Annotated in this window: 24 protein-coding genes; 2 read left to right on the top strand and 22 right to left on the bottom strand. The window is 65.3% G+C overall.

Annotated features, from left to right (window positions below):
• Nucleotides 1-16: 16 nt before the first annotated feature.
• The 7 genes from ROZ00_12690 to nosZ all read right to left on the bottom strand — a co-directional run bounded on the left by ROZ00_12690 (nucleotide 17) and on the right by nosZ (nucleotide 7,854).
• The gene (locus tag ROZ00_12690; GenBank protein MDT3737076.1) at nucleotides 17-1,000 is read right to left on the bottom strand and encodes a NapH/MauN family ferredoxin-type protein; all 984 of its coding nucleotides are present in this window, start codon (nucleotides 998-1,000) and stop codon (nucleotides 17-19) included.
• On the bottom strand, nucleotides 997-1,881 hold the full coding sequence (locus ROZ00_12685; GenBank protein MDT3737075.1) for a 4Fe-4S binding protein: 885 nt from the start codon (nucleotides 1,879-1,881) through the stop codon (nucleotides 997-999). The genes ROZ00_12690 and ROZ00_12685 overlap by 4 nt, the downstream gene beginning before the upstream one ends.
• Complete coding sequence (locus tag ROZ00_12680; protein ID MDT3737074.1) at nucleotides 1,868-3,217, bottom strand: nitrous oxide reductase family maturation protein NosD; 1,350 nt, start codon at nucleotides 3,215-3,217, stop codon at nucleotides 1,868-1,870. The genes ROZ00_12685 and ROZ00_12680 overlap by 14 nt, the downstream gene beginning before the upstream one ends.
• A 5-nt stretch (nucleotides 3,218-3,222) precedes the next feature.
• A complete protein-coding gene (locus tag ROZ00_12675) occupies nucleotides 3,223-4,206 on the bottom strand; it encodes a hypothetical protein (protein ID MDT3737073.1) in 984 nt (327 codons plus the stop codon).
• Between the two features lie 102 nt (nucleotides 4,207-4,308).
• Entirely contained in the window at nucleotides 4,309-5,040 is a 732-nt protein-coding gene (locus tag ROZ00_12670; protein ID MDT3737072.1) for a c-type cytochrome, read from the bottom strand.
• 126 nt (nucleotides 5,041-5,166) lie between these two features.
• Nucleotides 5,167-5,481: a cytochrome c gene (locus ROZ00_12665; GenBank protein ID MDT3737071.1), complete on the bottom strand. Its 315-nt coding sequence runs from the start codon at nucleotides 5,479-5,481 to the stop codon at nucleotides 5,167-5,169.
• Nucleotides 5,482-5,562: 81 nt separating this feature from the next.
• Nucleotides 5,563-7,854, bottom strand: a complete 2,292-nt coding sequence (nosZ, locus tag ROZ00_12660) for a Sec-dependent nitrous-oxide reductase (GenBank protein ID MDT3737070.1) — start codon at nucleotides 7,852-7,854, stop codon at nucleotides 5,563-5,565.
• A gap of 247 nt (nucleotides 7,855-8,101) precedes the next feature.
• Between nosZ and ROZ00_12655 the strand changes: the two genes are divergently transcribed.
• Nucleotides 8,102-8,527 (top strand): hypothetical protein, encoded by a 426-nt coding sequence (locus tag ROZ00_12655; protein MDT3737069.1) that lies wholly within the window; start codon nucleotides 8,102-8,104, stop codon nucleotides 8,525-8,527.
• 76 nt (nucleotides 8,528-8,603) lie between these two features.
• Nucleotides 8,604-9,275, top strand: a complete 672-nt coding sequence (locus ROZ00_12650; GenBank protein ID MDT3737068.1) for a c-type cytochrome — start codon at nucleotides 8,604-8,606, stop codon at nucleotides 9,273-9,275.
• A 5-nt stretch (nucleotides 9,276-9,280) separates the two neighbouring features.
• On the opposite strand, the gene napF is transcribed toward ROZ00_12650, so the two are convergent.
• The 15 genes from napF to ROZ00_12575 all read right to left on the bottom strand — a co-directional run bounded on the left by napF (nucleotide 9,281) and on the right by ROZ00_12575 (nucleotide 21,678).
• Nucleotides 9,281-9,763 (bottom strand): ferredoxin-type protein NapF, encoded by a 483-nt coding sequence (gene napF, locus ROZ00_12645; protein MDT3737067.1) that lies wholly within the window; start codon nucleotides 9,761-9,763, stop codon nucleotides 9,281-9,283.
• Between the two features lie 63 nt (nucleotides 9,764-9,826).
• Complete coding sequence (locus tag ROZ00_12640; protein ID MDT3737066.1) at nucleotides 9,827-10,423, bottom strand: NapC/NirT family cytochrome c; 597 nt, start codon at nucleotides 10,421-10,423, stop codon at nucleotides 9,827-9,829.
• A gap of 144 nt (nucleotides 10,424-10,567) precedes the next feature.
• A complete protein-coding gene (ccmI, locus tag ROZ00_12635) occupies nucleotides 10,568-11,440 on the bottom strand; it encodes a c-type cytochrome biogenesis protein CcmI (GenBank protein MDT3737065.1) in 873 nt (290 codons plus the stop codon).
• Nucleotides 11,437-11,910: a cytochrome c-type biogenesis protein gene (locus ROZ00_12630; protein ID MDT3737064.1), complete on the bottom strand. Its 474-nt coding sequence runs from the start codon at nucleotides 11,908-11,910 to the stop codon at nucleotides 11,437-11,439. Before ROZ00_12630 ends, ccmI begins: the two co-directional genes overlap by 4 nt.
• On the bottom strand, nucleotides 11,907-12,431 hold the full coding sequence (locus ROZ00_12625) for a DsbE family thiol:disulfide interchange protein (protein ID MDT3737063.1): 525 nt from the start codon (nucleotides 12,429-12,431) through the stop codon (nucleotides 11,907-11,909). Before ROZ00_12625 ends, ROZ00_12630 begins: the two co-directional genes overlap by 4 nt.
• Nucleotides 12,428-14,386 (bottom strand): heme lyase CcmF/NrfE family subunit, encoded by a 1,959-nt coding sequence (locus ROZ00_12620; protein MDT3737062.1) that lies wholly within the window; start codon nucleotides 14,384-14,386, stop codon nucleotides 12,428-12,430. Before ROZ00_12620 ends, ROZ00_12625 begins: the two co-directional genes overlap by 4 nt.
• Nucleotides 14,383-14,829, bottom strand: a complete 447-nt coding sequence (gene ccmE / locus ROZ00_12615; GenBank protein ID MDT3737061.1) for a cytochrome c maturation protein CcmE — start codon at nucleotides 14,827-14,829, stop codon at nucleotides 14,383-14,385. The genes ROZ00_12620 and ccmE overlap by 4 nt, the downstream gene beginning before the upstream one ends.
• Entirely contained in the window at nucleotides 14,813-15,007 is a 195-nt protein-coding gene (gene ccmD / locus ROZ00_12610) for a heme exporter protein CcmD (protein ID MDT3737060.1), read from the bottom strand. Before ccmD ends, ccmE begins: the two co-directional genes overlap by 17 nt.
• On the bottom strand, nucleotides 15,004-15,756 hold the full coding sequence (locus ROZ00_12605) for a heme ABC transporter permease (protein MDT3737059.1): 753 nt from the start codon (nucleotides 15,754-15,756) through the stop codon (nucleotides 15,004-15,006). The genes ccmD and ROZ00_12605 overlap by 4 nt, the downstream gene beginning before the upstream one ends.
• Nucleotides 15,753-16,436, bottom strand: coding sequence for a heme exporter protein CcmB (gene ccmB / locus ROZ00_12600; GenBank protein MDT3737058.1), 684 nt, complete (start codon nucleotides 16,434-16,436; stop codon nucleotides 15,753-15,755). Before ccmB ends, ROZ00_12605 begins: the two co-directional genes overlap by 4 nt.
• Complete coding sequence (gene ccmA / locus ROZ00_12595) at nucleotides 16,436-17,047, bottom strand: cytochrome c biogenesis heme-transporting ATPase CcmA (GenBank protein ID MDT3737057.1); 612 nt, start codon at nucleotides 17,045-17,047, stop codon at nucleotides 16,436-16,438. The genes ccmB and ccmA overlap by 1 nt, the downstream gene beginning before the upstream one ends.
• 57 nt (nucleotides 17,048-17,104) lie before the next feature.
• Nucleotides 17,105-17,626, bottom strand: a complete 522-nt coding sequence (locus ROZ00_12590; GenBank protein ID MDT3737056.1) for an SCP2 sterol-binding domain-containing protein — start codon at nucleotides 17,624-17,626, stop codon at nucleotides 17,105-17,107.
• A gap of 99 nt (nucleotides 17,627-17,725) precedes the next feature.
• A complete protein-coding gene (locus ROZ00_12585; GenBank protein MDT3737055.1) occupies nucleotides 17,726-19,984 on the bottom strand; it encodes an MtrB/PioB family decaheme-associated outer membrane protein in 2,259 nt (752 codons plus the stop codon).
• A gap of 18 nt (nucleotides 19,985-20,002) precedes the next feature.
• Nucleotides 20,003-20,971, bottom strand: coding sequence for a DmsE family decaheme c-type cytochrome (locus tag ROZ00_12580; protein ID MDT3737054.1), 969 nt, complete (start codon nucleotides 20,969-20,971; stop codon nucleotides 20,003-20,005).
• A gap of 101 nt (nucleotides 20,972-21,072) precedes the next feature.
• The gene (locus ROZ00_12575) at nucleotides 21,073-21,678 is read right to left on the bottom strand and encodes a NapC/NirT family cytochrome c (GenBank protein MDT3737053.1); all 606 of its coding nucleotides are present in this window, start codon (nucleotides 21,676-21,678) and stop codon (nucleotides 21,073-21,075) included.
• Between the last annotated feature and the right edge of the window lie 10 nt (nucleotides 21,679-21,688).

Below are 21,688 nucleotides of genomic sequence, written 5' to 3'. Positions count from 1 at the left end.
GGGGACCGGGCGGCCGTCAGAGCAGTTTGGAGAGCCCCTTTATGTCGTAGGTCAAAGAGCCGGTCGGGCAGACGTCCACGCACAGGCCGCAGCGCGTGCAGTCCGGGCCGATCGGCACCTCGGTGTGCACGGCGCGGCCCTTGATCACGGTGTCGAGGACGTGCGGCACCAGGCAGACCTTGCGGCAGTTGCCTTCGTGGAAGCAGCCCTCCAGCGTGTACTTGATGCGCACCGGCGAGAGGATGCCGACGACGCCGTAGGTCAGTCCGATCGGGCAGGCATAGCGGCACCAGGCGCGGCGTACGAAGAAGACCTCGAACACCAGCAGGGCCAGCACCCACAGCAGGGCCAGGCCGGGGCCGTAGATCAGCGCGCGCGAGACGATGCCGGTCGGCGAGATCGACTCGTACACCGTGTAGCCGGTGGCGAAGGCGAGCAGGGCGAAGACGATCCAGAACACCGTGCGCAGGCGGCGGTCGACCGGCTGGTCGATCACCAGCTTCTTCTTCACCAGCCAGAGGTGGATCTTCTCCGCCCACTCGGCGAGCAGGTGGTAGGGGCAGACCCACGAGCAGAAGGTGCGGCCGCCGAAGAGGACCCAGAGGACGAGCACGGTGCCGGTGCCGATCAGCAGGTTGGTGATGATGTGCTTGTGCGCCAGCATCACCTGCAGCGCCGAATTCAGGTCGATCAGGTGGAAGCCGATGAAGCGCGAGGCGGTGAGCGCGCCCTCGAGGATCTGGATGTCGAAGTAGAAGGAGACGACGAACAGCAGGTTGGCGGCAAGCAGCACCGCCCAGCGGCGGTTGCGCCACTTGTGCGAGGTGCTCATGTGCGCTTCGGCGTGCGCCGCCGCGGCCTGCAGCTTTTCCTTGTTGCTGGTGCGTTTGAGCAGGTGGATCTGCTTGGCCGGCTCGCTGACGGCCTCCGGCTTCTTCGGCTCGCGGCCGAACATCACCAGGATCTGTTCAAGGAAGCGCTTCTTGAGAATCGAGTTCATGTTCTCCATACCTCCCTGGGAACGATTTCGATGCTGGCGGCCTCGGTCGGGCAGATCATCTCGCAGACGCCGCAGCCGACGCAGGGCTCGTGCACCACCGGCGACTTGCGCTGGCTGCCGTCCGGGGCGTAGACCGTCTCGATGGAAATGGCGCCCTTGATCGGGCATTCGCGCACGCAGAGGTCGCACTCGGCGACGTCGTAGGGATGCTCGGCGACGGGGATCGGCTTCCAGCGGTCGACCGCCATGTAGCGCATGCGGCCCTTGAAGTCGGCGCCGCGCGCCTGGCCCTTGAAGCCCTTGCCCTTGATCGCCAGGCACAGTTCCGGCCGCGTCAGGCGCGCCACGCCCATACGCTCGGTGAGGTTGATGGTCGGTTCGGGATCCTTTTCCTTGGCGAGCAGGACCGGCTTGGTCGCCAGCGCCGCGCCGGCCCGCACCTGGAAGAATTCCGGCTTCCTGTAGGTGAGCGAGCCGGTCGGGCAGGCGAGGACGCACTGCACGGCGTCGCAGGAGAAGTCGCAGGCCTGGTCGCGCGCGTCGATGTAGGGCACGCCGACGCCGAAGCCGTCCACCAGGTCGGCCAGCTTGATGGCTTCCACCGGGCAGACCTGCACGCACTGGCCGCACTTGATGCAGGAGGCGAGGAAGTCCTTCTCGTCCAGCGCCCCGGGCGGACGCAGGCGCTGCCTTCGTGCATAGAGCATCGGCAGAAAGCCCGAGAGGCCGGCGCCGAGCACGCCGCCGGTGAGCAGCACGGTGCGCAGGAACTTGCGCCGCAGCTCCTGCCGCTTGCTGCGGGACAGCGGCGGCGGCTTGACCTTGCCGCCGGGCTTGGCGGCCGGGGCGGCGGGTCCCTCGGGTTTGTCAGCTTCGCTCATGGCCATTCCTTTCGGACTTCTTGAAGCGCGGTGCCTCGTCGCGCAGCATCAGCTCGGGCGAGGAGAAGGGCGCCAGGCGCTCGAGAAAGTCGAGCAGTTCCAGGGCGGGCGAGGTCTTGAAGAAGCGCGCCTGGGGGATTTCCATCCAGATGCGGTCGGCGAAGGCGTACAGCTCGTAGGGCGTGTCGCCCGTGCCGTCGCCGTCGCGGTCAAAGCCCTGGTAGTCGTCCCAGTGGTTGCCGCGCCACAGGTTCAGTCCGCCGGTGTTGCGGCCGGCCTGGGCGACGTGGGTGAGGTTGCCCTCGAAGGCGTTCCCCGTCGCGACGTTGCCGCCCAGCTCGGAGGTGAACAGCATGCCGATGCCGTTGTAGGCGATGCGGTTGCCGCGGAACTCGATTTTCGTGCCGGGCTGGAAGGGCGACAGGTCGGACTGCACGCCGACCGCGCAGTAGATGATTTCGTTGCCCTCGATGACGGCGTCGGAGGCTTCCTTGAAGCCAATGCCCATGCCGGTGGCGCCGGTGGCGTGGGAGATCACGTTGTTGCGCACGCGCACGCCCTCGGTGTACATCAGGTACACGCCGACGGCGTTGTCGTAGAAGCGGTTGCCCTCCACGGTGTTGTTGTCGGCGAACATGAAATGGATCGAATAGCGGCTGCGGCGGCCGAGGTTGTTCCTGAACAGGTTGCCGTTGGAGTACCACACCACCATGTCGCGCGAGTCGATGACTTCGTTGCCCTCGATGCGGTTGTCGCGGCTGTACCACAGGCGCAGCGCGTCGCCGCGCACGCCAAGCGGGAGGGGCTTGGAGGAGATGCGGTTGTTGCGCACGAGATTGGCGTTCGATTGCTTGAGGTCGATGCCGAACAGGCAGTCGGCGATGACCAGCGACTCGAGGGTGTTGCGATGGCCGCGCACGTCGAGACAGGAATCGTCGGTGTCGTGCGAGTCGCCGGAACCCTGCAAAGTCAGTCCGCGCAGCACGGCGTCGCTGGTTTGCAGCAGGAACACCGTGCCCTTGCCGCCGGCGTCGATGGTCACCTGCCCGCCGCCGTCGATGACGAGCGGCTTGTCGAGGTGCACCGGGCCGGCATAGCTGCCGGCGGGCGGCTTCAGGGTCGAGCCGGCCGGGGCGGCGTCGACCAGTTCCTGGAAGGGCTTGAGGCCGTGCACGCGCTTGTCGCGCTCGTGCAGCATGAAGACCGGCTTCGGCCGGTCGACGTCGGCGCGCACGCCGCCATGGGCGGCGGCGTCGACCTTGCGTTCGGGTTCCTCGCCGTTGCCGAGGGCCGTGGCGGCCACGGCCATCGTCAGCAGCGCGAACAGGCGCCGCATGGGCCCTACTCTACCGCGCCTTCGCGCAGCTGCTTGCGGCGGATGAGCAGCGCCAGCATCAGCGCGGCGAACACCACCAGCAGGAGGGCGTAGCCCCAGTAGGGATAGGAATAGGTGGAGAACTGCGCCACCTTGCCTTCGCCGAAGACGGTCGGCATGAAGGGTTTCACGGTGAAGGCGCCCCAGGGGTGCAGGTTGTGGCCGAAGAACCACAGCCAGCCGGCGTAGGTTACGACGAAATACACCGGCAGCAGCGCCGGCACCAGGGCCAGCAGCAGCTGGAAGCCGCGGACCTTCGCCACGCCGGCGACGACCACCGCCATGACGGCGACGAGACCGGCGATGACGATGTGGGTGATCAGGGTCACGTTGTCGCCCCAGGCCTTGATCCGCTCGGGCTCCTTGAAGAAGGTGCCGGCCTCGCGCACGTATTCCTCGACGTGCGTGGCCAGGTGGCCCAGCACATACTGGTCGACGATCATCCAGGCGGCGGTGGCGGCGAAGCCCGCGCCCAGCACGACCAGGCGCAGCTTCTTCTGCGCCACGGCGAAGGCCAGCATCATGGTGGCGAAGAAGGCGAAGAAGAACTTCGCCAGCGGCTTCTCCACCGGCGCGCCGGTGGCGATGGGAAACATGCCGACGTAGTGGTTGATGGTGTTCATCTCGTGCACGCAGTCGAGGCCTTGGGCGCCCTTGTCGTGGGCCTTGCCCTTGTCGAGGATCGGGTTGTAGCGTTCATCCTCGTGGGAAAGATCCTTCTGGATGATCTCTTCCGCCATGCGGCTGCCCTTGCCGGCGGCCTTGCAGCCGTTGTAGACGCCGTCGAAATGGAAGTGGATGCGGATGCCGTCGGGGAAGGCGTCCTTCGGGTAGTTCGGCGCGGTGAGCGACACCCACCAGATCGGCGCGAAGTAGGCGGCGATCATTGCCACGAGGGCGATGCCCGTCAGTGCGGCGACGATGAGGTTCGGATTTTTCTGGGCTGGCATGATCGGTTCTCTGTCAGGTAATGCCGCCCGGGGCCGGGGCGTTCCCGGCCGCGCGGCTTTGTAGACCTGCCGCCCGAGCGAGCGGGCGGCAGGAATGCAGCGTTACTTCTTCTTGGCGGCGCCCTTCGGCTTGCACATGGCGCCGGGCATGGAGAGGCTGGACTGATAGGCGGAGATCGCCACCAACTGGTCGTTGGTGTAGGGCTTGATGACCTTCACCATGTCCGGGTTGGCGTTGCGGCGGTGGCCGTCGCGGATTTCGGTCATCTGGCGCAGCAGGTACTTGTAGTGCTGCCCGGCGATGACGGGATAGAACTTCTCCTTGTTGCCTTCGCCGTTCTTGCCGTGGCACTCGACGCACTGCTTCTCGTAGAGGGCCTTGCCGGCGGCGATCTGCTTGGCGGCGTCGGCGCCTTCATACTTGCCGTGGTCGATCGGGATGCACAGGCTCTGGATGTAGGCCGAGGTGTCGGCCAGGTCCTGCGGGTCGGTCATTTCCTTGGCGAAGGGATACATGGTCGGGTTGTCGCGCAGGCCCATGCGGATGTCGGCCATCTGCTTGATCAGCACCGTGGTGTGCTGGCCGGCGAGCTGCGGGAAGGTGCCGTCGGGGCGGCCGGCGCCGGTCGGCAGGTGGCAGGCGCCGCAGATTTCGTAGGTGTCCTGGCCGCGCTTGACGTCGCCCTTCTTGGACAGCGCTTCCTTGAATTCGCCTTCCATCTTCGCCCACTGGTAATCCTTGGACTCGATGCCGGCGGCTTTTGGCGCGGGCGGACCGGCTAGTGCCAGCGCCGAAGACAAGGCAAGCGACAAGGCCAATGCGATTTTCTTCATCACGATCTCCTACAATGGAATATTAGGAATGCCTGAATTATCGCCGAACTGGGGAATGGGACATTGACTTGAGTCAATGGAAGACGGCCGCTCACAGGCGGCCGTCTAGGTCGGGCGGGCGGCGAATTACTTCAGCTTTGAAAGATACTCGGCGAGCGCCTTGATCTCTTCGTCGCTGACCAGATGCATGACGCCCTTCATGGCGGCGCTCTGGCCGTTGGCGCGGGCGCCGCTCTTGATGTCCTTCATCTGCTGTTCGGCATAGGCGGCGTTCTGGCCGGCCAGCTTCGGATAGTTCGGCGTCAGCGGCTTCTTGGCATCCTTGCCGTGGCAGGCGACGCAGGTCTTTTCCTGGTAGAGCTTGGCGCCGTCGAGGGCGAAGGCGTTGCCGGCACCGAAAGTCAGTCCCGCCAGCACGGCGAGCACGGTCGATCGTTTCATGTGGTATCTCCTGATTCGAATGTGAAGAAAACGGGGAGCATGTTGCCATGCTCCCCGTAACGGGTCTACCCGAAGATCGGTTTACTTGACCTTCTTGGCGCCGGCCTGCTCGAGGTAGGTCTTGGCGCGCAGGCCGAGGTCGGCCGCTTTCACCTGGTACTGCCAGACCTGCTCGGCCCAGAGGTTGGCCTGTTCCCAGTCCTTCTTCTTGGCGGCGTCCTCATGCTTGGCCTTGGCGTCCTTGATCTTGTTCAGCTGATCGGTGGCGTCCTCGACCATGGCCACGACATCCGGGAAGTCCTTGTAGTTCACCGAAGTGATGTAGCCGACCACGGAGTCGATCACCGCCTGGGTGTCGGCGATCTTCTTCAGCTGCTTCTTGTAGTCGTCCTCGGTGTAGGACTGCTTGGCGAGCGTCGTCTTGGTCGGCTTCCAGCCCTTCGGCTTGACCAGGAGGTAGCCCTGCATCTCGAGGTGCAGCGCCGAGCAGAACTCCGTGCAGTAGTACGGATAGACGCCTTCCTTGTCCGCCTTGAACTTCACCGTCACGGTCTTGCCCGGCTCGACCGAGGCGTGCGTGTTGTAGGTCGACACCGTGAAGCCGTGGGTTTCGTCCTGGGCGCGCTCGAGGTTGGTCAGGTGGATGGTGATCTCGTCGCCCACTTCCGCCTCGATGGTCTCGGGCGTGATGTGCGAGCGGATCAGCGTGCCCCAGACCGTGACCTTGTTGCCCTTCTTCTCGGTCTTCTCCTCGCCGGCGCGGACGGCGCCCGGGTGCGGCTTGTCGGTGCGGCTGTCGGTGCCGACCTTGTAGCGCACGCCCGGCTTCAGCTTGGTGGCGGCGATGGAGACGGCATAGTGCGGCTCGCCCAGCGGCAGCGGCATGTCGTAGAGGAGCTGCATCTTGTCGTTGCTGATGTCGATCAGCTGGTGGTTCTGCGGATGCAGGGGCCCGACCGGCACGAAGCGATCGATCGCCAGCTTGTTCAGCGCGACGAGGTACTTGCCGGCCGGCTTGGCGGAATCGCCTTCCATGGTCATCAGGTGGCCGATGTTGTAGTGCACGCTGATCTTGTCGAGCACCTTGCCTTCGCAGTAGTTCCACTTGGCGACCTGCGAGTCGACATACAACGAGGTGTAGGCGACGCAGGCTTTGGAGTCGTACTGCGTGTGCAGCGGGCCGAGGCCGAGCGGCACCTGTACGTGCACCGCATCCTTGAGGCCGATCACCGGAATGCCATACGGGTCCTTCGACTCGAACTTGCCGGCCTTGATGGCCGCCTGGATCTTCTCGAAGCTGTACACCGAGACATGGGTGTCGAGCTTGCCGGAGACGACCATGAACTTGCCGTCCGGGGTGACGTCGACGCCGTGCGGGGACTTCGGCTCGGGCACCAGGAAGAGGATGCCTTCCTTGACGGCCGTGTCCATCATGATCACGTTGTGGCCGTTGATCTTCTTGGCCTTGCCGGCCTTGACGATCTCGGCGGCCTTCTTCCAGTTGATCACGTGCAGGTAGTCGGTATCCTTCGCCGAGCAGCCGGCCTCATAGGGCGGACGGCCCTTCTCGATGCCGCCGACGTAGCGCTCCGAGCAGAAGGAGTTGGTGAACGACCAGCCGTCCGACGGGCCCTTGCCGAAGTCGGAAAGGTCCTGCGAGTAGGGCGGCAGCTCGAGGGAGAAGGACTCCTTCGCGTCGATGCGGCCTTCCTTGCGGTCGAACTTCCAGTAGGTGACGCCGCCGCGGTACTTCTCGTTGAACTCCTCGAGCGGGAAGAACTTCTTGTTCTCCAGCGGGGCGGCATATTGGGCGGCCTCGATGACGTAGTCGGTGTTCGGGCTGACGAAGGCGCCGCCGTGCTCGGACTTGAAGATCGGGTTGACCACGATCTGCTTGGTCTCGAAGTCGCGCAGGTCGATCACCGCCAGGCGCGGGTTGGCCTTGTCGTTGATGAAGAGGAACTGGCCGTCGTATTCGCCGTTGGTCTCGGAGATCGCCGGGTGGTGGGTGTCGCCCCAGGTGATGTCCTTGCCGTCGATCCTGCCCTGCGCCAGCACCGCTTTCGAGTTCTCGTCGTAGCCATAGCCCTGCCAGGGCTCGGGGGTGAACACGCCGATGTACTTGAGGATGCGCATCGACGGCACGCCGTAGACGATGATCTGGCCGCTTTGGCCGCCCGAACTGAAGGTCACGAATTCGTCGCGCTTGCCGGTCGGTACGTAGGTTTTGGCCGCAGCCAGCAGGTCCTGCTGCGACAGGTTGCGACGCTTCAGGACGTCCTGCAGCGTTTCCGCCGACCACGCGGCATTGGCGGTCATGCCGACGCCGGCCGCGAGCAGCAGCGATATCGCCCGCTTACTCATCTTTTTCATAGAGATTCTCCCTAGAGGACAACAACTTGATAATTTCTTACACTGCAACCAAGGCACTGGGCCGACGGGCACTTTAGCAGACATGTGCGACAAATCGACGCTGCGACACTTTGCCGCATCACTTTATTCCAGTAGCGTGCCAAATCCTTGACGAATGTCAAATAAGTTCCGAGTGCCGGGCAATGACAATGTCCCCATGGCAGGCATAGTTCTCGCTGTGAGCGACAAAAGAAATTTTTATCCACCCGTGGTGGTCATCGTGGCGATGCTGGTCGCTGCGGCGGCGGGCCTTTTATGGCTGCCGCGCGCCGACGTGCCCTTGCCGCTCGTGGAAGACTGCCGCCTGGATCGGCAGGCATGTTCGGCCGCCTTGCCCGGCGGCGGGCGCGTCGGGATGGCGCTGGAGCCGAGGCCGGTGCCGACATCGAGCCCGATGCGCGTCATCGTGACGGTCGAGGGTGCGCAGGCCGAGCGCGTGACCGTCGACTTCGAAGGCGTGGACATGAACATGGGCCTGCACCGCCTGCCTCTGGCTGCCAGCGAAGGCCGCCATGTCGGCGAAACCACCCTGCCCGTGTGCGTGACCGGCAGGATGGTGTGGCAGGCCACCGTGATGCTGGAGGTCGGGCGTAAGAACATCACCGTGCCGTTTCGTTTCGAAAGCGGCCATTGACCCCAATCAAGTCAACCCGAATCGGGTTTGAGCAGAATGACAGCCCTTCGGAAAACTCCACGAGTTCCCTGACATCATGCGCAGCCCGGCAGTCCGTTTCCTCGTTTTGCTTTTTGGGCTGAGTGTCGCCGCCAGCCATGCGCCTGCCGCCGAAGAGGACAAGGGCAAGGAGATCAATGGCGTCTGTGCCGCCTGCCACGGCGAGTTCGGCCAGGGCGGCAAGCGTGGCGAATATCCGCGCATCGCCGGCCAGCGGGCGGCCTACCTGAAGGACCAGCTGAAGTCCTTCCGCGCGCGCAAGCGCATCAACCTGCCGATGTATCCCTACACGCAGGAGCGCGAACTGCCCGACGAGGACATCGAGGCCGTTTCGGAATACCTGGCAAGGATCCAGCTGCCGACCAGGCCGCCGGCTTTCAAGGACAGCGACGATGCGCTGACCCGCCTGCTGGCGATGGAAAAGGTGATGATCGTGCCGCGTGCCGAAGGGGACATCGAAAACGGCAAGGCCATCTACCAGAAGGATTGCGCGTCCTGCCATGCACGGGACGGCCGTGGCCGCGGCAAGTTTCCCATGCTCGTCGGCCAGTACACCAATTACCTGAAGAAACAGGTCGACAGCTACCTCAAGGGCGAACGCCCGCACGACGAGGATGGTCCGGCGGGCATCCTCAACACGCTCAAGGAAAAGGATATCCAGGACGTCCTGGCCTATCTGACGAGCATTCAGGACCCCGGGAAGGAATAAGCGCTTCAGGCGATGCGGATCGCCTGCGCCGGACACGGCGCATGGCAGGCGCCGCAGCCCGTGCACAGTGCGTTATCCACCTCCGGCTGCGCGGCCGCCATCACAGCCGGGCGAAAGCGGATGGCCTGCACCGGGCAGACGTCCCCGCAGACGCGGCACACCACGTTGGTCCTGGCCAGGCAGTTGCTCTGAATCAGCGCCTTGAGCCGCCAGGGCGGCGTGCCTTCGCGTTTTTCGAGCGCCTGCGGCTGGCAGGCTTCCGCGCATTTGCCGCAGAAGGTGCACTCGCCGCGGCCGAAATCCACCGTCGGCCGCGCCTCCCGGTCGAGTGTCAGAATATGTTGCGGGCAGACATTGACGCAGTCGCAGCAGCGCGTGCAGGCGGCGACGAACGCCGCCTCGGGCCGCGCCCAGGGCGGGCGCGGCGGCGCGGTTTTTCTTCCGGAGAAATCGCCGCGCAGGAACTGGCGGCGGCTGATGTCGGCCATTTGCAAATTTTAAATAAAAAGGCGGAACCGGAGTTCCGCCTTTTTTATACCGGAGGAGAGCGCTTACTCCTCGTCGTCTTCCTTCATGCCCTTGGGCTTCTGGTGGGCGATGCCCTTGTGGCAGTCGATGCAGGTCTCGCCGTCGCGCTGCGCCAGCTCGTGCTGCTTCCTCGCCCGCGGCTTCTGCACCTCGCTGTTCATGCCCTCGAAGCCGTGGCAGTTGCGGCACTCGCGCGAGTCCGACGCCTTCATGCGCCGCCATTCGTTCTGCGCCAGCTCCAGGCGCTTGGCCTCGAACTTCTCCGGCGTGTCGATGGTGCCCATCGCCTTGCCGTAGAGCTCCTTCGTGGCCTGGATCTTGCGCGCCACCTTGTGCACCCAGTCCTTCGGCACGTGGCAGTCGGAGCAGATGGCGCGCACGCCGGTGCGGTTCTGGTAATGGATGGTCTTCTTGTATTCCTGATAGACCGTGTCGCGCATCTCGTGGCAGGAGATGCAGAACTCCAGCGTATTGGTCGCCTCCATCGCGGTGTTGAAACCGCCCCAGAAGACGATGCCGGAGAAAAAGCCGACCACCAGCAGGGTCAGCAGGGAGTATTTGGCGCTGGGGCGCTTCAACGCGTTCCAGCAACGTCCGATCATGCCTTGGTCTTCGGCCATGCTTGCTCCTTGTTCGTCGCTCCGCTTGTGGTGCGAGCTAACTGTAGGACTTTATTGGAAAAGCTGGCCGAATGATGGTTTATATGCTGCGCTGCGGCATTGATTTAGCGCAAACTTTCACCCAATTCCTGAAAAATTCTGGGGTTATGGGGCCTTGCCCGTCGCCGGCTTTTTCCTGGATTGCTTCTGTGCCAGGGCGCGGGCCTTCTTGATGCTGTCCGACAGGGATTGGGCGTCCTCCGAATCCGGCGGCAACTGCTTGAGCAGGCGTTCCCAGTAGGCCGCGGCCGCGGCATAGTCCTCGCGCTCGTAGGCGGCGGTGCCGGCGAGGACGAGGCCATCCGGGAACTCCGGATCGAGTTTGAGGGCGCGCGCGATCAGTTCGCTGGGGCGCCCACGCAGTGAGCCGCCGGTCGACAGGGCGAGCGCTTCCGCATAATCGGTCAGCAGATTGGGATCTTCGTTCACAAGCTTTTCGGCCTTGCCGAAGGCGCGCGCCGACTCCTCGTAGCGCCCCATCGCCTTGTAGGAACGGGCCAGCATGACCCAGCCCTTCGGATCGCTGTCCGGGTTCTGCTCCATGCGGGCGGCCAGGCGGGCGACCATGTCCTCGATCTCCTTGGCCGTGACCTTCGGCGGCTGCGCACTCTCGGGCGACAGCCCCGCCACGTTGCCCAGCGCGAAATAGATCAGGGCGCCGGCAAGCGGCAGCGCCAGGCCGATCAGCAGGGCGCTCTTGCGGGCCGGCTGCGCCTTGGCGCCGGCCGTATCGCCGCCGCCCGCGTCCTCGAGCAGGCGGCGCTGGAGCTCGCGCCGGCTCTCCTCGTAGTCGGCCTGGGTCAGGCTGCCGGAAGCGAAATCACCCTCCAGTTCCGACAGTTCGTCCCGATAGATGCCGGCATTGATGGCGGCGCGCGAAGCTTCCGCGCCGGGCGCGCGCTGCCTGAGCAGGGGCGGCAGCAGCAGCAACAGGGTGACGGCGACGAGGATCGCCGCGGCGATGAGGAATACGGTCATGGCCGGTTCTCGCTTTCGCCGAGCTTGAGCAGCGCCTCGGCTTTTTTCTGCTCATCGGCGCTCAGGCTGGCCTCGACGACGCGCTTGCCGCGCCGGCGCAGGTAGAGCACCAGGCCGATGACGCCGGCGACCAGCAGCAGGAACGGCCCGAACCAGAGCAGCAGCGTGGTGCCCTTCAGCGGCGGCCGGTAGCGCACGAAGTCGCCGTAACGTCCGACCATGAAGTCGAGGATTTCCTTGTCCGACTTGCCCTGGCCGATCTGCTCGCGGATCTCGCGGCGCAGGTCCTGCGCCAGATCGGCGCGCGAGGCGGCGAGGGATTCGTTCTGGCAGACCAGGCAGCGCAGTTCTTCGGAGATCGCCACCATGCGCTTTTCCACCGCCTCGTCCTGCGCCAGCGGCGCGGCTTCCTTGGCGAAACCCAGGCTGCTGGCAGCCAGGCAAATCAGGGCGAATGCGAGACGCTTCATTTCTGCAGTTCCTTCACCAGCGGCAGGATGGTCTTTTCCAGCACGTCCTGGGTGACCGGGCCGATCTGCTTGTAGCGGATGACGCCGGCCTTGTCGATGACGTAAGTCTCCGGCACGCCGTAGACGCCGTAGTCGATGCCGACGCGGCCCTCGACGTCGGCGATCGACAGCACGTAGGGATCGCCGAACTGCTTCAGCCACTTCAGCGCGTCGTCGCGCGGATCCTTGTAGTTGAGCCCGTAGATCGGCACGATGCCGGACTTGGCGAGCTCGACCAGGATCGGATGCTCCTGCCGGCAGGAAACGCACCAGGAAGCCCAGACGTTGAGCAGCCAGACCTTGCCCTGCATGTCCTTCGGCGCGAACTTCGCCTCCGGCTGGTGCAGCTGCGGGAGCTCGAAGGCCGGCGCCGACTTGCCCACCAGGGGCGAAGGCACTTCGCGCGGGTTGAGGTTGAGGCCGACGGCAAGGAAGGCCACCAGCACGACGAAGATGCCCAGGGGCAGCATGTAGCGCATCATGCCGGTGCTCCTTGCGCGGCGACCTTGCTCGCCGCAGCCTTCTTCAGTCGGTAGCGCCGGTCGCTGAGGGCGAGAAAGCCGCCCAGCGCCATCAGCAGGCAGCCGCCCCAGATCCAGTCGACGAAGGGCTTGTAATACACGCGCACGCTCCAGGCGCGCTCGTCGATCGGCTCGCCGAGCGAGACGTACACGTCGCGCAGGATCCCCGCGTCGATGGCGGCCTCGGTCATCGGCATGGCCGAGGAGAAGTAGCTGCGCTTCTCGGGGTGCAGGATCTTCAGCGCCTTGCCGTCCTTCAGGAGCTCCACTTCGCCGATCATGGCGCGGTAGTTCGGCCCCATGTCCGGGCGCACGCCGACGAAGCGGAAGGTGTAGCCGCCCACCGTCACCGTGTCGTCCGGCTCCATGCGCACGTCCTTTTCCTCCTGGTAGGCCGACACCAGGGTCACGCCGATGACGAAGGCGGCCACGCCGACATGCGCGAGGTGCATGCCCCACCAGCTGCGCGGCTGCGCGAAGGGCCCGCCCTGGCTGCCGCGCAGGCGGGCGACGATGCCGGCGACGCTGGCGCCGACGATCCAGGCGGCGAGCGCCAGGCCCAGCGCCACCAGCGGCGACCAGCGGCCGTAGGCGAAGGGCACGGCAACGGCAAAAGTCAGTGCCGCCAGCGCGGCGGGCCACAGCTGCTTCATGACGTCGCCGGCATTGCCGTGCTTCCAGCGCATCAGCGGCCCCGGCGCCATGAGCAGCAGTGCCGGCACCATCAGCGGCACGAAGACGGCGTTGAAGTAGGGCGGGCCGACGGAGAGCTTGCCCATGCCCAGCGCGTCGATGAAGAGCGGGTAGAGCGTGCCGAGCAGCACGCTGCCGGCGGCGACGACCAGCAGCACGTTGTTCATCAGCAGCAACGATTCGCGCGAGACGAGGCCGAAGGCGCCGCCGAGGCCGACCTTCGGCGCGCGCAGGGCGAAGAGGAACAGCGAGCCGCCGATGACCACGACGAGGAACAGCAGGATGAAGATGCCGCGGCGCGGATCGGTGGCGAAGGCATGCACGGAAGAGAGCACGCCGGAGCGCACGAGGAAGGTGCCGAGCAGCGAGAGCGAGAAGGCGGCGATGGCGAGCAGCACCGTCCAGTTCTTGAAGCCGCCGCGTTTTTCGGTGACGGCCAGCGAGTGGATCAGCGCCGTGCCGACCAGCCAGGGCATGAAGGAGGCGTTCTCCACCGGATCCCAGAACCACCAGCCGCCCCAGCCCAGCTCGTAGTAGGCCCACCAGGAGCCGAGCGCGATGCCGAGCGTGAGGAAGACCCAGGCCGCCGTGGTCCACGGCCGCGACCAGCGCGCCCAGGCCGCGTCGAGCTGGCCCGACAGCAGGGCGGCGATGGCGAAGGCGAAGGCCACCGAGAAGCCGACGTAGCCCATGTAGAGCATCGGCGGATGGAAGACCAGGCCGGGGTCCTGCAGCAGGGGATTCAGGTCGCGGCCGTCCTCGGCCGCCGGCAGCAGGCGATCGAAGGGGCTGGACGTCAGCAGGATGAAGAGCAGGAAGCCGGCGGCGACCAGGCCGAGCACGCCGAGCACGCGCGCCACCATGGCGTCGGGCAGGTGGCGCGAGAGGAAGGACACCGCCACCGTCCAGCCCGAGAGCATCAGCATCCACAGCAACAGCGAGCCCTCGTGGCCGCCCCAGACGCCGGAGATGCGGTACATCAGGGGCAGGTGGGAGTTGGAATGCTGGGCGACGTATTCAACGGAGAAATCGTTGGCGACGAAGGCCCAGGTGAGGCAGCCGAAACTGAACGCGACGAGCAGGAACTGCGCGCGCGCCGCCGGCCGCGCCAGGGCGATCCACGGCAGGCTGCCGCGCGCGGCTCCGGCCAGTGGCAGCGTGCCTTGGAACAGCGTGACGACGAGCGCCAGGATCAGGGCGAAGTGGCCGAGTTCGGGGATCATGGCTTTACCGTCTTCTGCGCCTTCTGCGCCTGGTCGACTGCATGCTGGGCCTCGGGCGGCATGTAATTTTCGTCGTGCTTGGCCAGAACCTCGCTGGCCGTGAACAGGCCGTCGGCGCCGAGCTTGCCCTGCGCCACGACGCCTTTGCCCTCGCGGAACAGGTCGGGCAGGATGCCCTGGTAGGCGACGGGGAACTCCTTCGCCGTGTCGGTGACGATGAAGCGCACCGTCAGGCCGTCGGGCTGGCGCTGCAGGCTGCCCTCCTTGACCATGCCGCCGATGCGGAAGGTCTTGCCGGTGGGCGCCTCGCCCGCTGCCACCTGGGTCGGCGTGAAGAAGAATACCAGGTTGCTCTGGAAGGCATTGAGCACCAGCACGGCGGCAATGCCGAGCACGGCGAGGCCGCCGCCGATGAGGGCGAAGCGTTTATGACGTGGTTTCATCTTGGGATTCGTTTCGGGCGCGGATCTCGCGCCGCAGTTCGTTGATGGCCTGGCTTCGACGCATCCTGGCGAGGATAGGTTCCACGATCATCAGGGCCGCGCAGGCGCCGAAGGAACCCCAGACGTAGAGGGCGTGGCCGCCCATGGCGAAGAATTCGGAAGCGCTGCCCCAGTTCATGGCTGTTTGATCTCCGTCAATTCCTCGACCCAGCCGGCGTGGCGCTCCCGTTCCAGGATGATGGCGCGCACGCGGGTGAGCGACACGGCGATCGAATACATCCAGAAGGCCAGCGCCATCAGCAGCATGCCCCACAGCATGGTCTGCGCCATCGAGGGCGACCGGGTCAGGCTCACCGAGGCGCCCTGGTGCAGGGTGTTCCACCACTTCACCGAGAAGTAGATGATGGGGATGTTGACGACGCCGACCAGCGCCAGCACGGCGCCGGCCTTGTCGGCGCGGCGCGCATCGTCGATGGCCGACTGCAGGGCGATGAAGCCGAGGTAGAGGAAGAACAGGATCAACTCGGAAGTGAGCCGCGCGTCCCACACCCACCAGGTGCCCCACATCGGCTTGCCCCACAGAGCCCCGGTCCACAGCGAGAGGAAGGCCATCAGCGCGCCGGTCGGCGCCAGCGCCGAAGCCATCATGCCGGAGAGCCGCGTGTTGAAGCCGAGGCCGAGCGCCGCCCAGAAGGCCATGACGAGGTAGATGAACATCGACATCCACGAGGCCGGCACGTGGATGAAGATGATGCGGTAGCCCTCGCCCTGCTGGGCGTCGGTGGGCGCGACGAAGAAGCCGATGTACAGGCCGGCAATGCCGAAGACCGCCGTCAGCGCCCAGAACCAGGGAATCATCTTCCCCGCCAGCGGATAGAAGGTCTGCGGCGAGGCGAACTTGAACCAGTTGATGAGGCGATTGTTCATTCCAGTGCGATTCTCAAAGCCACCGTCGTTGCCCACGGTCCGAAAAACGCCGCCAGCGCCAGGAAGGCCGCCAGCAGCGACAGGTGCGCCGTCGCGCCCAGCCCGCCGATGTGCGATTCCACCGCGCCGGCGCCGAAGATCAGCACCGGCACGTAGAGCGGCAGCACCAGCAGCGACACCAGCACGCCGCCGCCGCGCACGCCCAAAGTCAGTCCCGCCCCTACGGCGCCGATCAGCGACAGCACCGGCGTGCCGATCAGCAGCGCCAACACCATCACGCCGAGCGCGTCGGCGGGCAGGTCGAACTGCAGGCCCAGCACCGGCGCCAGCAGCGCCAGCGGCAGGCCCGACAGCAGCCAGTGGGCGAGGATCTTCCCCGTCACCAGCACGCCGAGCGGCACGGCGGAGAGCGCCATCTGTTCCAGCGTGCCGTCGGCATGGTCCGCCGCGAACAGCCGCGGCAGCGACAGCATGGTCGCCAGCAGCGCCGCCACCCACAGCACGCCGGGGGCGATCTGCCGCAGCATCGCCATCTCCGGCCCGATGCCGAGCGGGAACAGGCTGACGACGATGACGAAGAAGAACAGCGTCGTCAGCACATCCGACTTGCGCCGCAGGGCGAGCAGCAGGTCGCGCCGGATCACGGCGGCGAGGGCGGAAGAAAGGCTCGCCTCGGCCATCAGTCCAGCCGCAGATGCTCGACCCGCCCGGCGAGCGGAAGGTCCTGGTGGCTGGTCAGCACCGCCATGCCGCCGCCGGCAAGGTGCGCGTCGATGACGCCGCACAAATTCGCCACCGCCGCCTTGTCCAGCGCCGTGAGCGGCTCGTCGAGCACCCACAGCCTGCGTTTCTCCAGCAGCAGGCGGGTGAGCGCCACGCGCCGCTTCTGCCCGGCGGAGAGCACGCGCGCCGGCAGGTCCTCGCGGCCCTTCAGGCCCAGTTGCCGCAAGGCGGCCCGGGCGGCCTCCTCGTCGACCGGCGCTCCGGCCAGCGTGGCGCCGATGCGGGCGTTCTCCAGCGCCGTCAGTTCGTCCTTCACCGCGCCGGCGTGGCCGCAATACAGCAGTTTGCCGCGGTAATCCTCCGCCAGCCTGCGGATCGGCTCGCCGTTCCAGCGGATTTCGCCGGTTGCCGGCGGCGACAGGCCGCAGAGCATGCGCAGCAGGCTGGTCTTGCCGCTGCCGTTGGCGCCCTGCACCATCAGGCAGGCGCCGGCCTCGAGGCGGAACGACAAGCCGCGAAACAGGCTTTTCTCGCCGCGTACGCACTCCAGGTTGCTGGCTTCAAGCATGGGGAATTGTGCCTGTCCCCGCGCATGCGGGGCTTGCGAAAGATCAAAAACGCGATTTTATCTGCCGGACGGCCCCAGTCGCAGCCTGAGCAGGGCCAGCAGGCGGGCGGGGTGCAGAGAATCGGGGTCGAGGCGCGGCCAGTCGATGGCGTCCAGCGTGTTCTTCACCAGCAGGCCGAGGTCGGTATCGCCTTCCATGAGCAGGCGGCGGCTGAAGAACAGGGTGTCGGGGTCCTCCTCCCGCAGGGCGAGGGCAATGAAGTCGCGCGCCTTGGCGGAGATCATCAAATCCGGCTTGGCGCTGCTGACGGCTGGGCGAAATCCCTTTTCGGTCAAGGTGAAATTCAGGGTCAAGCCGCCGTCGGTGACGCGCAGGCAGACCAGCTTGCCGGTCAGCGGCTCGAGGGTCGCGCGCGGCAGGATGCGGTCTAGGGCAAGGTTTAGCGCCGTGGTCAGCCCCAGTGTGGGCGGCAGCTGCGGCAGGCGGGCGTTGATTGCGCCGATCGGCTTGGGCAGTTCGAACTGCGGCAACTTCAAGCCGCCCTTGAAAACGGCGCGGATTTTGTCGAGTGGAGTCATCAAATAATTTTAACACCTTGCCGTATCGCCGGCCCGCAGCCGGTGGCAGACGTAAAAACGCCCGCCAGGGCGGAAAGCCGTAGCGGGCGAGGAGAGGGATTACTGGAAGCGGTAGGAAGCGGATACGCCGATGAAATGCACCCTGTAGTCCGGACTCTCCTGGTTGGTGCCGATCACGTTGGCCATGCTGTTCGTCAGCACATTGTCGTAGGCCCAGTCCTTGGAGCGGAAGCGCTCGTAGATGTACTTCACGTTGACCGACACGTCCTTCTTCACCCAGTAGCGGCCGAACAAGTCTACCCGGTTGAGGCGGGAGGTGACGTCCGGCAGGGGCATCGCAGCGGGTACGGCCGCTGTACCTGACGTTGTGACCTTGATTTCCCCGTTCGAGTGGGAGTGCGAGAAGTCGCCGCCGAACTCGTAGCGTCCGCCCGGCTTGACGCGGAAGCCGAGGCCGACGGTGAGGGTCTGGTCGGAGATATCGGCTGTCCAGCGCCTCGCCGGGTCCGTATATTGTGTTCTGTCGGCGGCCAGCTGTACCGAGCGCTGGTCGCTCCCGTAATTTTCGAACGAGGCGAAGGCGTGGCCGGTGACGGCGTCGGTGGCCTGCAGGTTGGCGTCGATGTTGGCCGCCCAGCCCTTGGCGTGCCTCAGGCCCAACTCCGAGTCGTGATAGTTGTCGTCGTTGTAGTCGACGCCGAACTGCAGGTCCAGGCGCTCGTTTGGCGAGACGTTGGCGTGGGCGCGCAGCTTGTCGCGTTTGCGCGGGGCCAGGAAGAATTTCTTCTGGGTCGGCACGTTGTCCCAGCGCTGGTTTACTGGGAGTGTGGCGATATAGGCGGCGCTGGTATAGCTGGCAAGGAAAGGAGAGCCAGCGTTGTAGTTGGAGGTGTTACGGTCGGAATAGGCGTAGCTGACGCCAGCCGAAGCCATCTCGTTGAAGCGGTGGTCCACGCCGGCTTTGACCGTGTGTTCACGCTCCCAGTCGATGGCCTCGTAGGTCTTCTTGACCCAGTCGTACTCGTAGCCGAGCTTCAGCTTGGTGTGCGCGGCGAGCTTGTAATCCAGCTCGGCATGGGCCTGCTGCTTGGTGCTGCTGCCCGGCAGGTTGGTGCGAACCTTGCTGGTGCCGGCGGCGGCCTGGGTCTGCGAATCGCCGCCGATGTACCAGTACTGCGCCTGCGGCGTGTTGTTGTCGCGGTCGTCGTAGCGGTAAGCCGCCGTGAAGTGCAACTTCGGCATCAGCTTCGAGGTGAGCTTGAGGTCGGCGTGGGTGGTGTTGATCTTGCCGTTGAGCGAGGAGCGCGGCATCGGCGTGCCGATGGCCAGGGCCGGATTCACCGAGTAGGGCAGGAAAGTGTCGTCCTGGGTCATGCGGCCGAAGCTCAGGTTGCCGGCGATGCGCGTGTCCTTGCTGTAGTTGTAGCCGCCCGAGGCGTGGATCTGGTGGAACTGGTTGTCCGGCGGCAGCCCGATCTGTCCGAACCCACCTCCTGCATAGCCAACTGCGGCATTGCCCCATGTGGTACCTGCTGCATTGGCATAGGGGTTCTGCCAGGCCAAGGCGGCGTTGTCGTTCCGGAAGAAGGAGCCGTAGTAGCCGAACTGCAGCTGCAGCTTGGGCGTGGTGTAGCGGGCGATGGCCTCGAACTGGTCGGTCGTGTAGTCGACCGGCTCGGGCAGGATCGCTGCGCGCGGGTTGCCGCCGGAGTTGCCGATGACCGCGCCGATGAAACGGTTGCCGTCTTTCTTCTCGCGCTTGAAATTGACCGAGACGTCCCAGCCGGCCGGCAGCAGCTTGGTCAGGCCGAGGCCGATCGACTTGCGCATGGTCTCGACGTCGAAGGAGCGCATGCTGCTGTTGAGCCGGGCCATGCCCGGTGTCGTGTTCGACGCGACCCAGCCGGCCGGCAAGACCAGTCTGTTATCGCCGGGGTTTACAAAAGGCGTCTGGTAGCTGTCGGAGAACAGCTTGGGCAGCTGGTCGTACTCGAAGCGCAGGCCGAAGTTGCCCTGCTGGCCGCCCTCGACCTTGATGCTGCGCGAATCCAGGCCGAGATTGCGTGCATCGATTTCAAGATAGCCGGGATCGTTCTCGCCGCGGCGGGTGACGCGGACGTTGCCGATCAGATTGGTGCCGGTGTGGTCGAGGCCGGTGAAGTCGCCGAACTTGTTGTTGCCGTCGGAGGAAAGGTGGCCGACGCCCAGCTCGATTTCGCTGTCCGGGCGGATCAGGCGGCGTACCTCTTCCTCGCCCTCGTCAGCCCAGGCGGCATTCATTCCGGCATTCATTCCGATGGCCGCGATGGAGACGGCCAGGACATTGCGCGCGAAACGCTTTTCGATATTACGTGTCATGTCGGTTCTCCCTTGCGGTTAGCGGGTGTAGCGCGCACCGGACGGATGGTTCGTCCCGTGGACCTGGGTGTGGCAGTTCAGGCAGGCCCGCAGCAACTGCTGCTGGGCCGGCGCGACGCCGCCCTCGCTGATCGGCAGGCCGCGCCCGCTGTAGGCAGTGCTCGGATGGTGCGTGAAGTCGTGGCACTGCTGGCACAGGTAGGGCGGCTTCGTCTTCAGCAGCGAGTTGTGGTTGGAGCCGTGCGGCGTGTGGCAGTTGAGGCAGTTGTCGCTGGCCGGCGGGTGCTCCCACAGGAAGGGGCCGCGCTTCTCGGCGTGGCAGGTGTAGCAGGTCTCGACCACGGTGTTCTTCTGCAGCAGCTTCGGGCCGGTCGAGCCGTGCGGGTTGTGGCAGTCGGCGCAACCGACCTTGCCTTCCTTGATCGGATGGTGCGAGGCGCGGAAGGACTGGGCGCGCTGCTCCTTGTGGCAGGTGTAGCAGACTTCGCCCTGGGTCTTCTTGTCGCGCACCTTGTCGTGCTGGGTGTGCATCTGGTGGCAGGAGGTGCAGGCGACGTCGCCGCTGGCGTGCTGGCTGCCCGCCCAGTGCATGCGCTTGCCGCCCTGGTGGCAGCTCATGCAGGCCTCGTTCTGGACTTCGACAGGTGTGGTCGTGCCCTTCTTGAAGTTGCGGTCGACCTTGGGTCGATCCTTCAGTCCCTGCGGGTTTTCCTCGTGGGCCTTGCTCTCGCCGTGGCAGCTGGTGCAGGTCGGCGTGCGTCCGTCGGCCTTGACCCCATGCTTGGTCTTGCCGATCGACAGTACCGGATAGGCTTCGGTCTCGTCATGGCAGCGCGTGCACTTGGCATCGCCCTTGAGAACCATGTCAACGGGCGCGGCTTTCTTCTCGTCCGTCTTGTCCGCAGCGTGGGCGGCCGCTGAAATGCCGAACGCCAGGACCACGGCCTGGAGTGCGGCGACGAGCGGATGTCGCAGCTTTATGTTCATTTATTTACCCCCCAAGAATTGCCTTTTTCCACTACACCAAAAAAGTCCGCACGCTCTGGAACGCGCGGACAATCCCTTTTAAGTTCAAGTACAGAAACCGCTTACCTTTTTGCCAGTCTTTCTTGCTTCAATTCCTGCGGACCGGGGCCGCCCTCCGGCTCCTGGTGCGCGATGCCGAAGTGGCAGTCGATGCAGGTCAGGCCTTCCTTTTGTGCCTTCACATGGCGTGCCTTGGCCTTGTCGGACTGGCGATCCGGGTCCATCTTCTTGTCGTTGTGGCAGTAACGGCACTCGCGCGAGTCGTTATCCTGCATGTAGGTCCATACGCGCTTGGCCAGCTCGTAGCGCTTGGCCTCGAACTTTTCGGGCGTATTGATCGAGCCGGTGACGAAGTGGCCCCAGAGGTCGTTGACCGCGCCCATCTTGCGCACGTAGAGCGGAATCGGATCCTTCGGCACATGGCAGTCGCTGCAGGTGGCGCGCACGCCGGTGCGGTTCTTGTCGTGGATGGTGTCGCGGTGCTCGTTGGCGTTGTGGCTCATCTCGTGGCACGAGCTGGCGCAGAAGGACTCCGTATTGGTCCACCACAGGGCGGCCGAACCGGTGCTGAACAGCAGCATGCCGACACCGAGGCCGACGAGCAGCACCGTTATCGAGGCCTTGCCTGAGCACCAGCGACCGAGTGCGTTCCTGATCTTTCCTACCACCTGCCTCTCC

The organism is Denitratisoma sp., assembly GCA_032027165.1.
Taxonomy (GTDB): Bacteria; Pseudomonadota; Gammaproteobacteria; order Burkholderiales; family Rhodocyclaceae; genus Desulfobacillus.
Note: the sequence above shows the minus strand (reverse complement) of the source record. Positions and strands in the feature narration are given on the sequence as shown.

What these genes read in the sequence shown, in the direction of transcription:
- ROZ00_12680 (MDT3737074.1), bottom strand. Translation starts at nt 3,217, where the DNA reads ATGCGGCGCCTGTTCGCGCTGCTGACGATGGCCGTGGCCGCCACGGCC.
- ROZ00_12650 (MDT3737068.1), top strand. Translation starts at nt 8,604, where the DNA reads ATGCGCAGCCCGGCAGTCCGTTTCCTCGTTTTGCTTTTTGGGCTGAGT.
- ROZ00_12670 (MDT3737072.1), bottom strand. Translation starts at nt 5,040, where the DNA reads ATGAAGAAAATCGCATTGGCCTTGTCGCTTGCCTTGTCTTCGGCGCTG.
- ROZ00_12620 (MDT3737062.1), bottom strand. Translation starts at nt 14,386, where the DNA reads ATGATCCCCGAACTCGGCCACTTCGCCCTGATCCTGGCGCTCGTCGTC.
- ROZ00_12690 (MDT3737076.1), bottom strand. Translation starts at nt 1,000, where the DNA reads ATGAACTCGATTCTCAAGAAGCGCTTCCTTGAACAGATCCTGGTGATG.
- ROZ00_12640 (MDT3737066.1), bottom strand. Translation starts at nt 10,423, where the DNA reads ATGGCCGAAGACCAAGGCATGATCGGACGTTGCTGGAACGCGTTGAAG.
- ROZ00_12605 (MDT3737059.1), bottom strand. Translation starts at nt 15,756, where the DNA reads ATGAACAATCGCCTCATCAACTGGTTCAAGTTCGCCTCGCCGCAGACC.
- ROZ00_12675 (MDT3737073.1), bottom strand. Translation starts at nt 4,206, where the DNA reads ATGCCAGCCCAGAAAAATCCGAACCTCATCGTCGCCGCACTGACGGGC.
- ccmI (MDT3737065.1), bottom strand. Translation starts at nt 11,440, where the DNA reads ATGACCGTATTCCTCATCGCCGCGGCGATCCTCGTCGCCGTCACCCTG.
- ccmA (MDT3737057.1), bottom strand. Translation starts at nt 17,047, where the DNA reads ATGCTTGAAGCCAGCAACCTGGAGTGCGTACGCGGCGAGAAAAGCCTG.
- ROZ00_12580 (MDT3737054.1), bottom strand. Translation starts at nt 20,971, where the DNA reads ATGAACATAAAGCTGCGACATCCGCTCGTCGCCGCACTCCAGGCCGTG.
- ROZ00_12625 (MDT3737063.1), bottom strand. Translation starts at nt 12,431, where the DNA reads ATGATGCGCTACATGCTGCCCCTGGGCATCTTCGTCGTGCTGGTGGCC.
- ROZ00_12685 (MDT3737075.1), bottom strand. Translation starts at nt 1,881, where the DNA reads ATGAGCGAAGCTGACAAACCCGAGGGACCCGCCGCCCCGGCCGCCAAG.
- ccmE (MDT3737061.1), bottom strand. Translation starts at nt 14,829, where the DNA reads ATGAAACCACGTCATAAACGCTTCGCCCTCATCGGCGGCGGCCTCGCC.
- ROZ00_12665 (MDT3737071.1), bottom strand. Translation starts at nt 5,481, where the DNA reads ATGAAACGATCGACCGTGCTCGCCGTGCTGGCGGGACTGACTTTCGGT.
- ccmB (MDT3737058.1), bottom strand. Translation starts at nt 16,436, where the DNA reads ATGGCCGAGGCGAGCCTTTCTTCCGCCCTCGCCGCCGTGATCCGGCGC.
- ROZ00_12630 (MDT3737064.1), bottom strand. Translation starts at nt 11,910, where the DNA reads ATGAAGCGTCTCGCATTCGCCCTGATTTGCCTGGCTGCCAGCAGCCTG.
- napF (MDT3737067.1), bottom strand. Translation starts at nt 9,763, where the DNA reads ATGGCCGACATCAGCCGCCGCCAGTTCCTGCGCGGCGATTTCTCCGGA.
- nosZ (MDT3737070.1), bottom strand. Translation starts at nt 7,854, where the DNA reads ATGAAAAAGATGAGTAAGCGGGCGATATCGCTGCTGCTCGCGGCCGGC.
- ccmD (MDT3737060.1), bottom strand. Translation starts at nt 15,007, where the DNA reads ATGAACTGGGGCAGCGCTTCCGAATTCTTCGCCATGGGCGGCCACGCC.
- ROZ00_12590 (MDT3737056.1), bottom strand. Translation starts at nt 17,626, where the DNA reads ATGACTCCACTCGACAAAATCCGCGCCGTTTTCAAGGGCGGCTTGAAG.
- ROZ00_12585 (MDT3737055.1), bottom strand. Translation starts at nt 19,984, where the DNA reads ATGACACGTAATATCGAAAAGCGTTTCGCGCGCAATGTCCTGGCCGTC.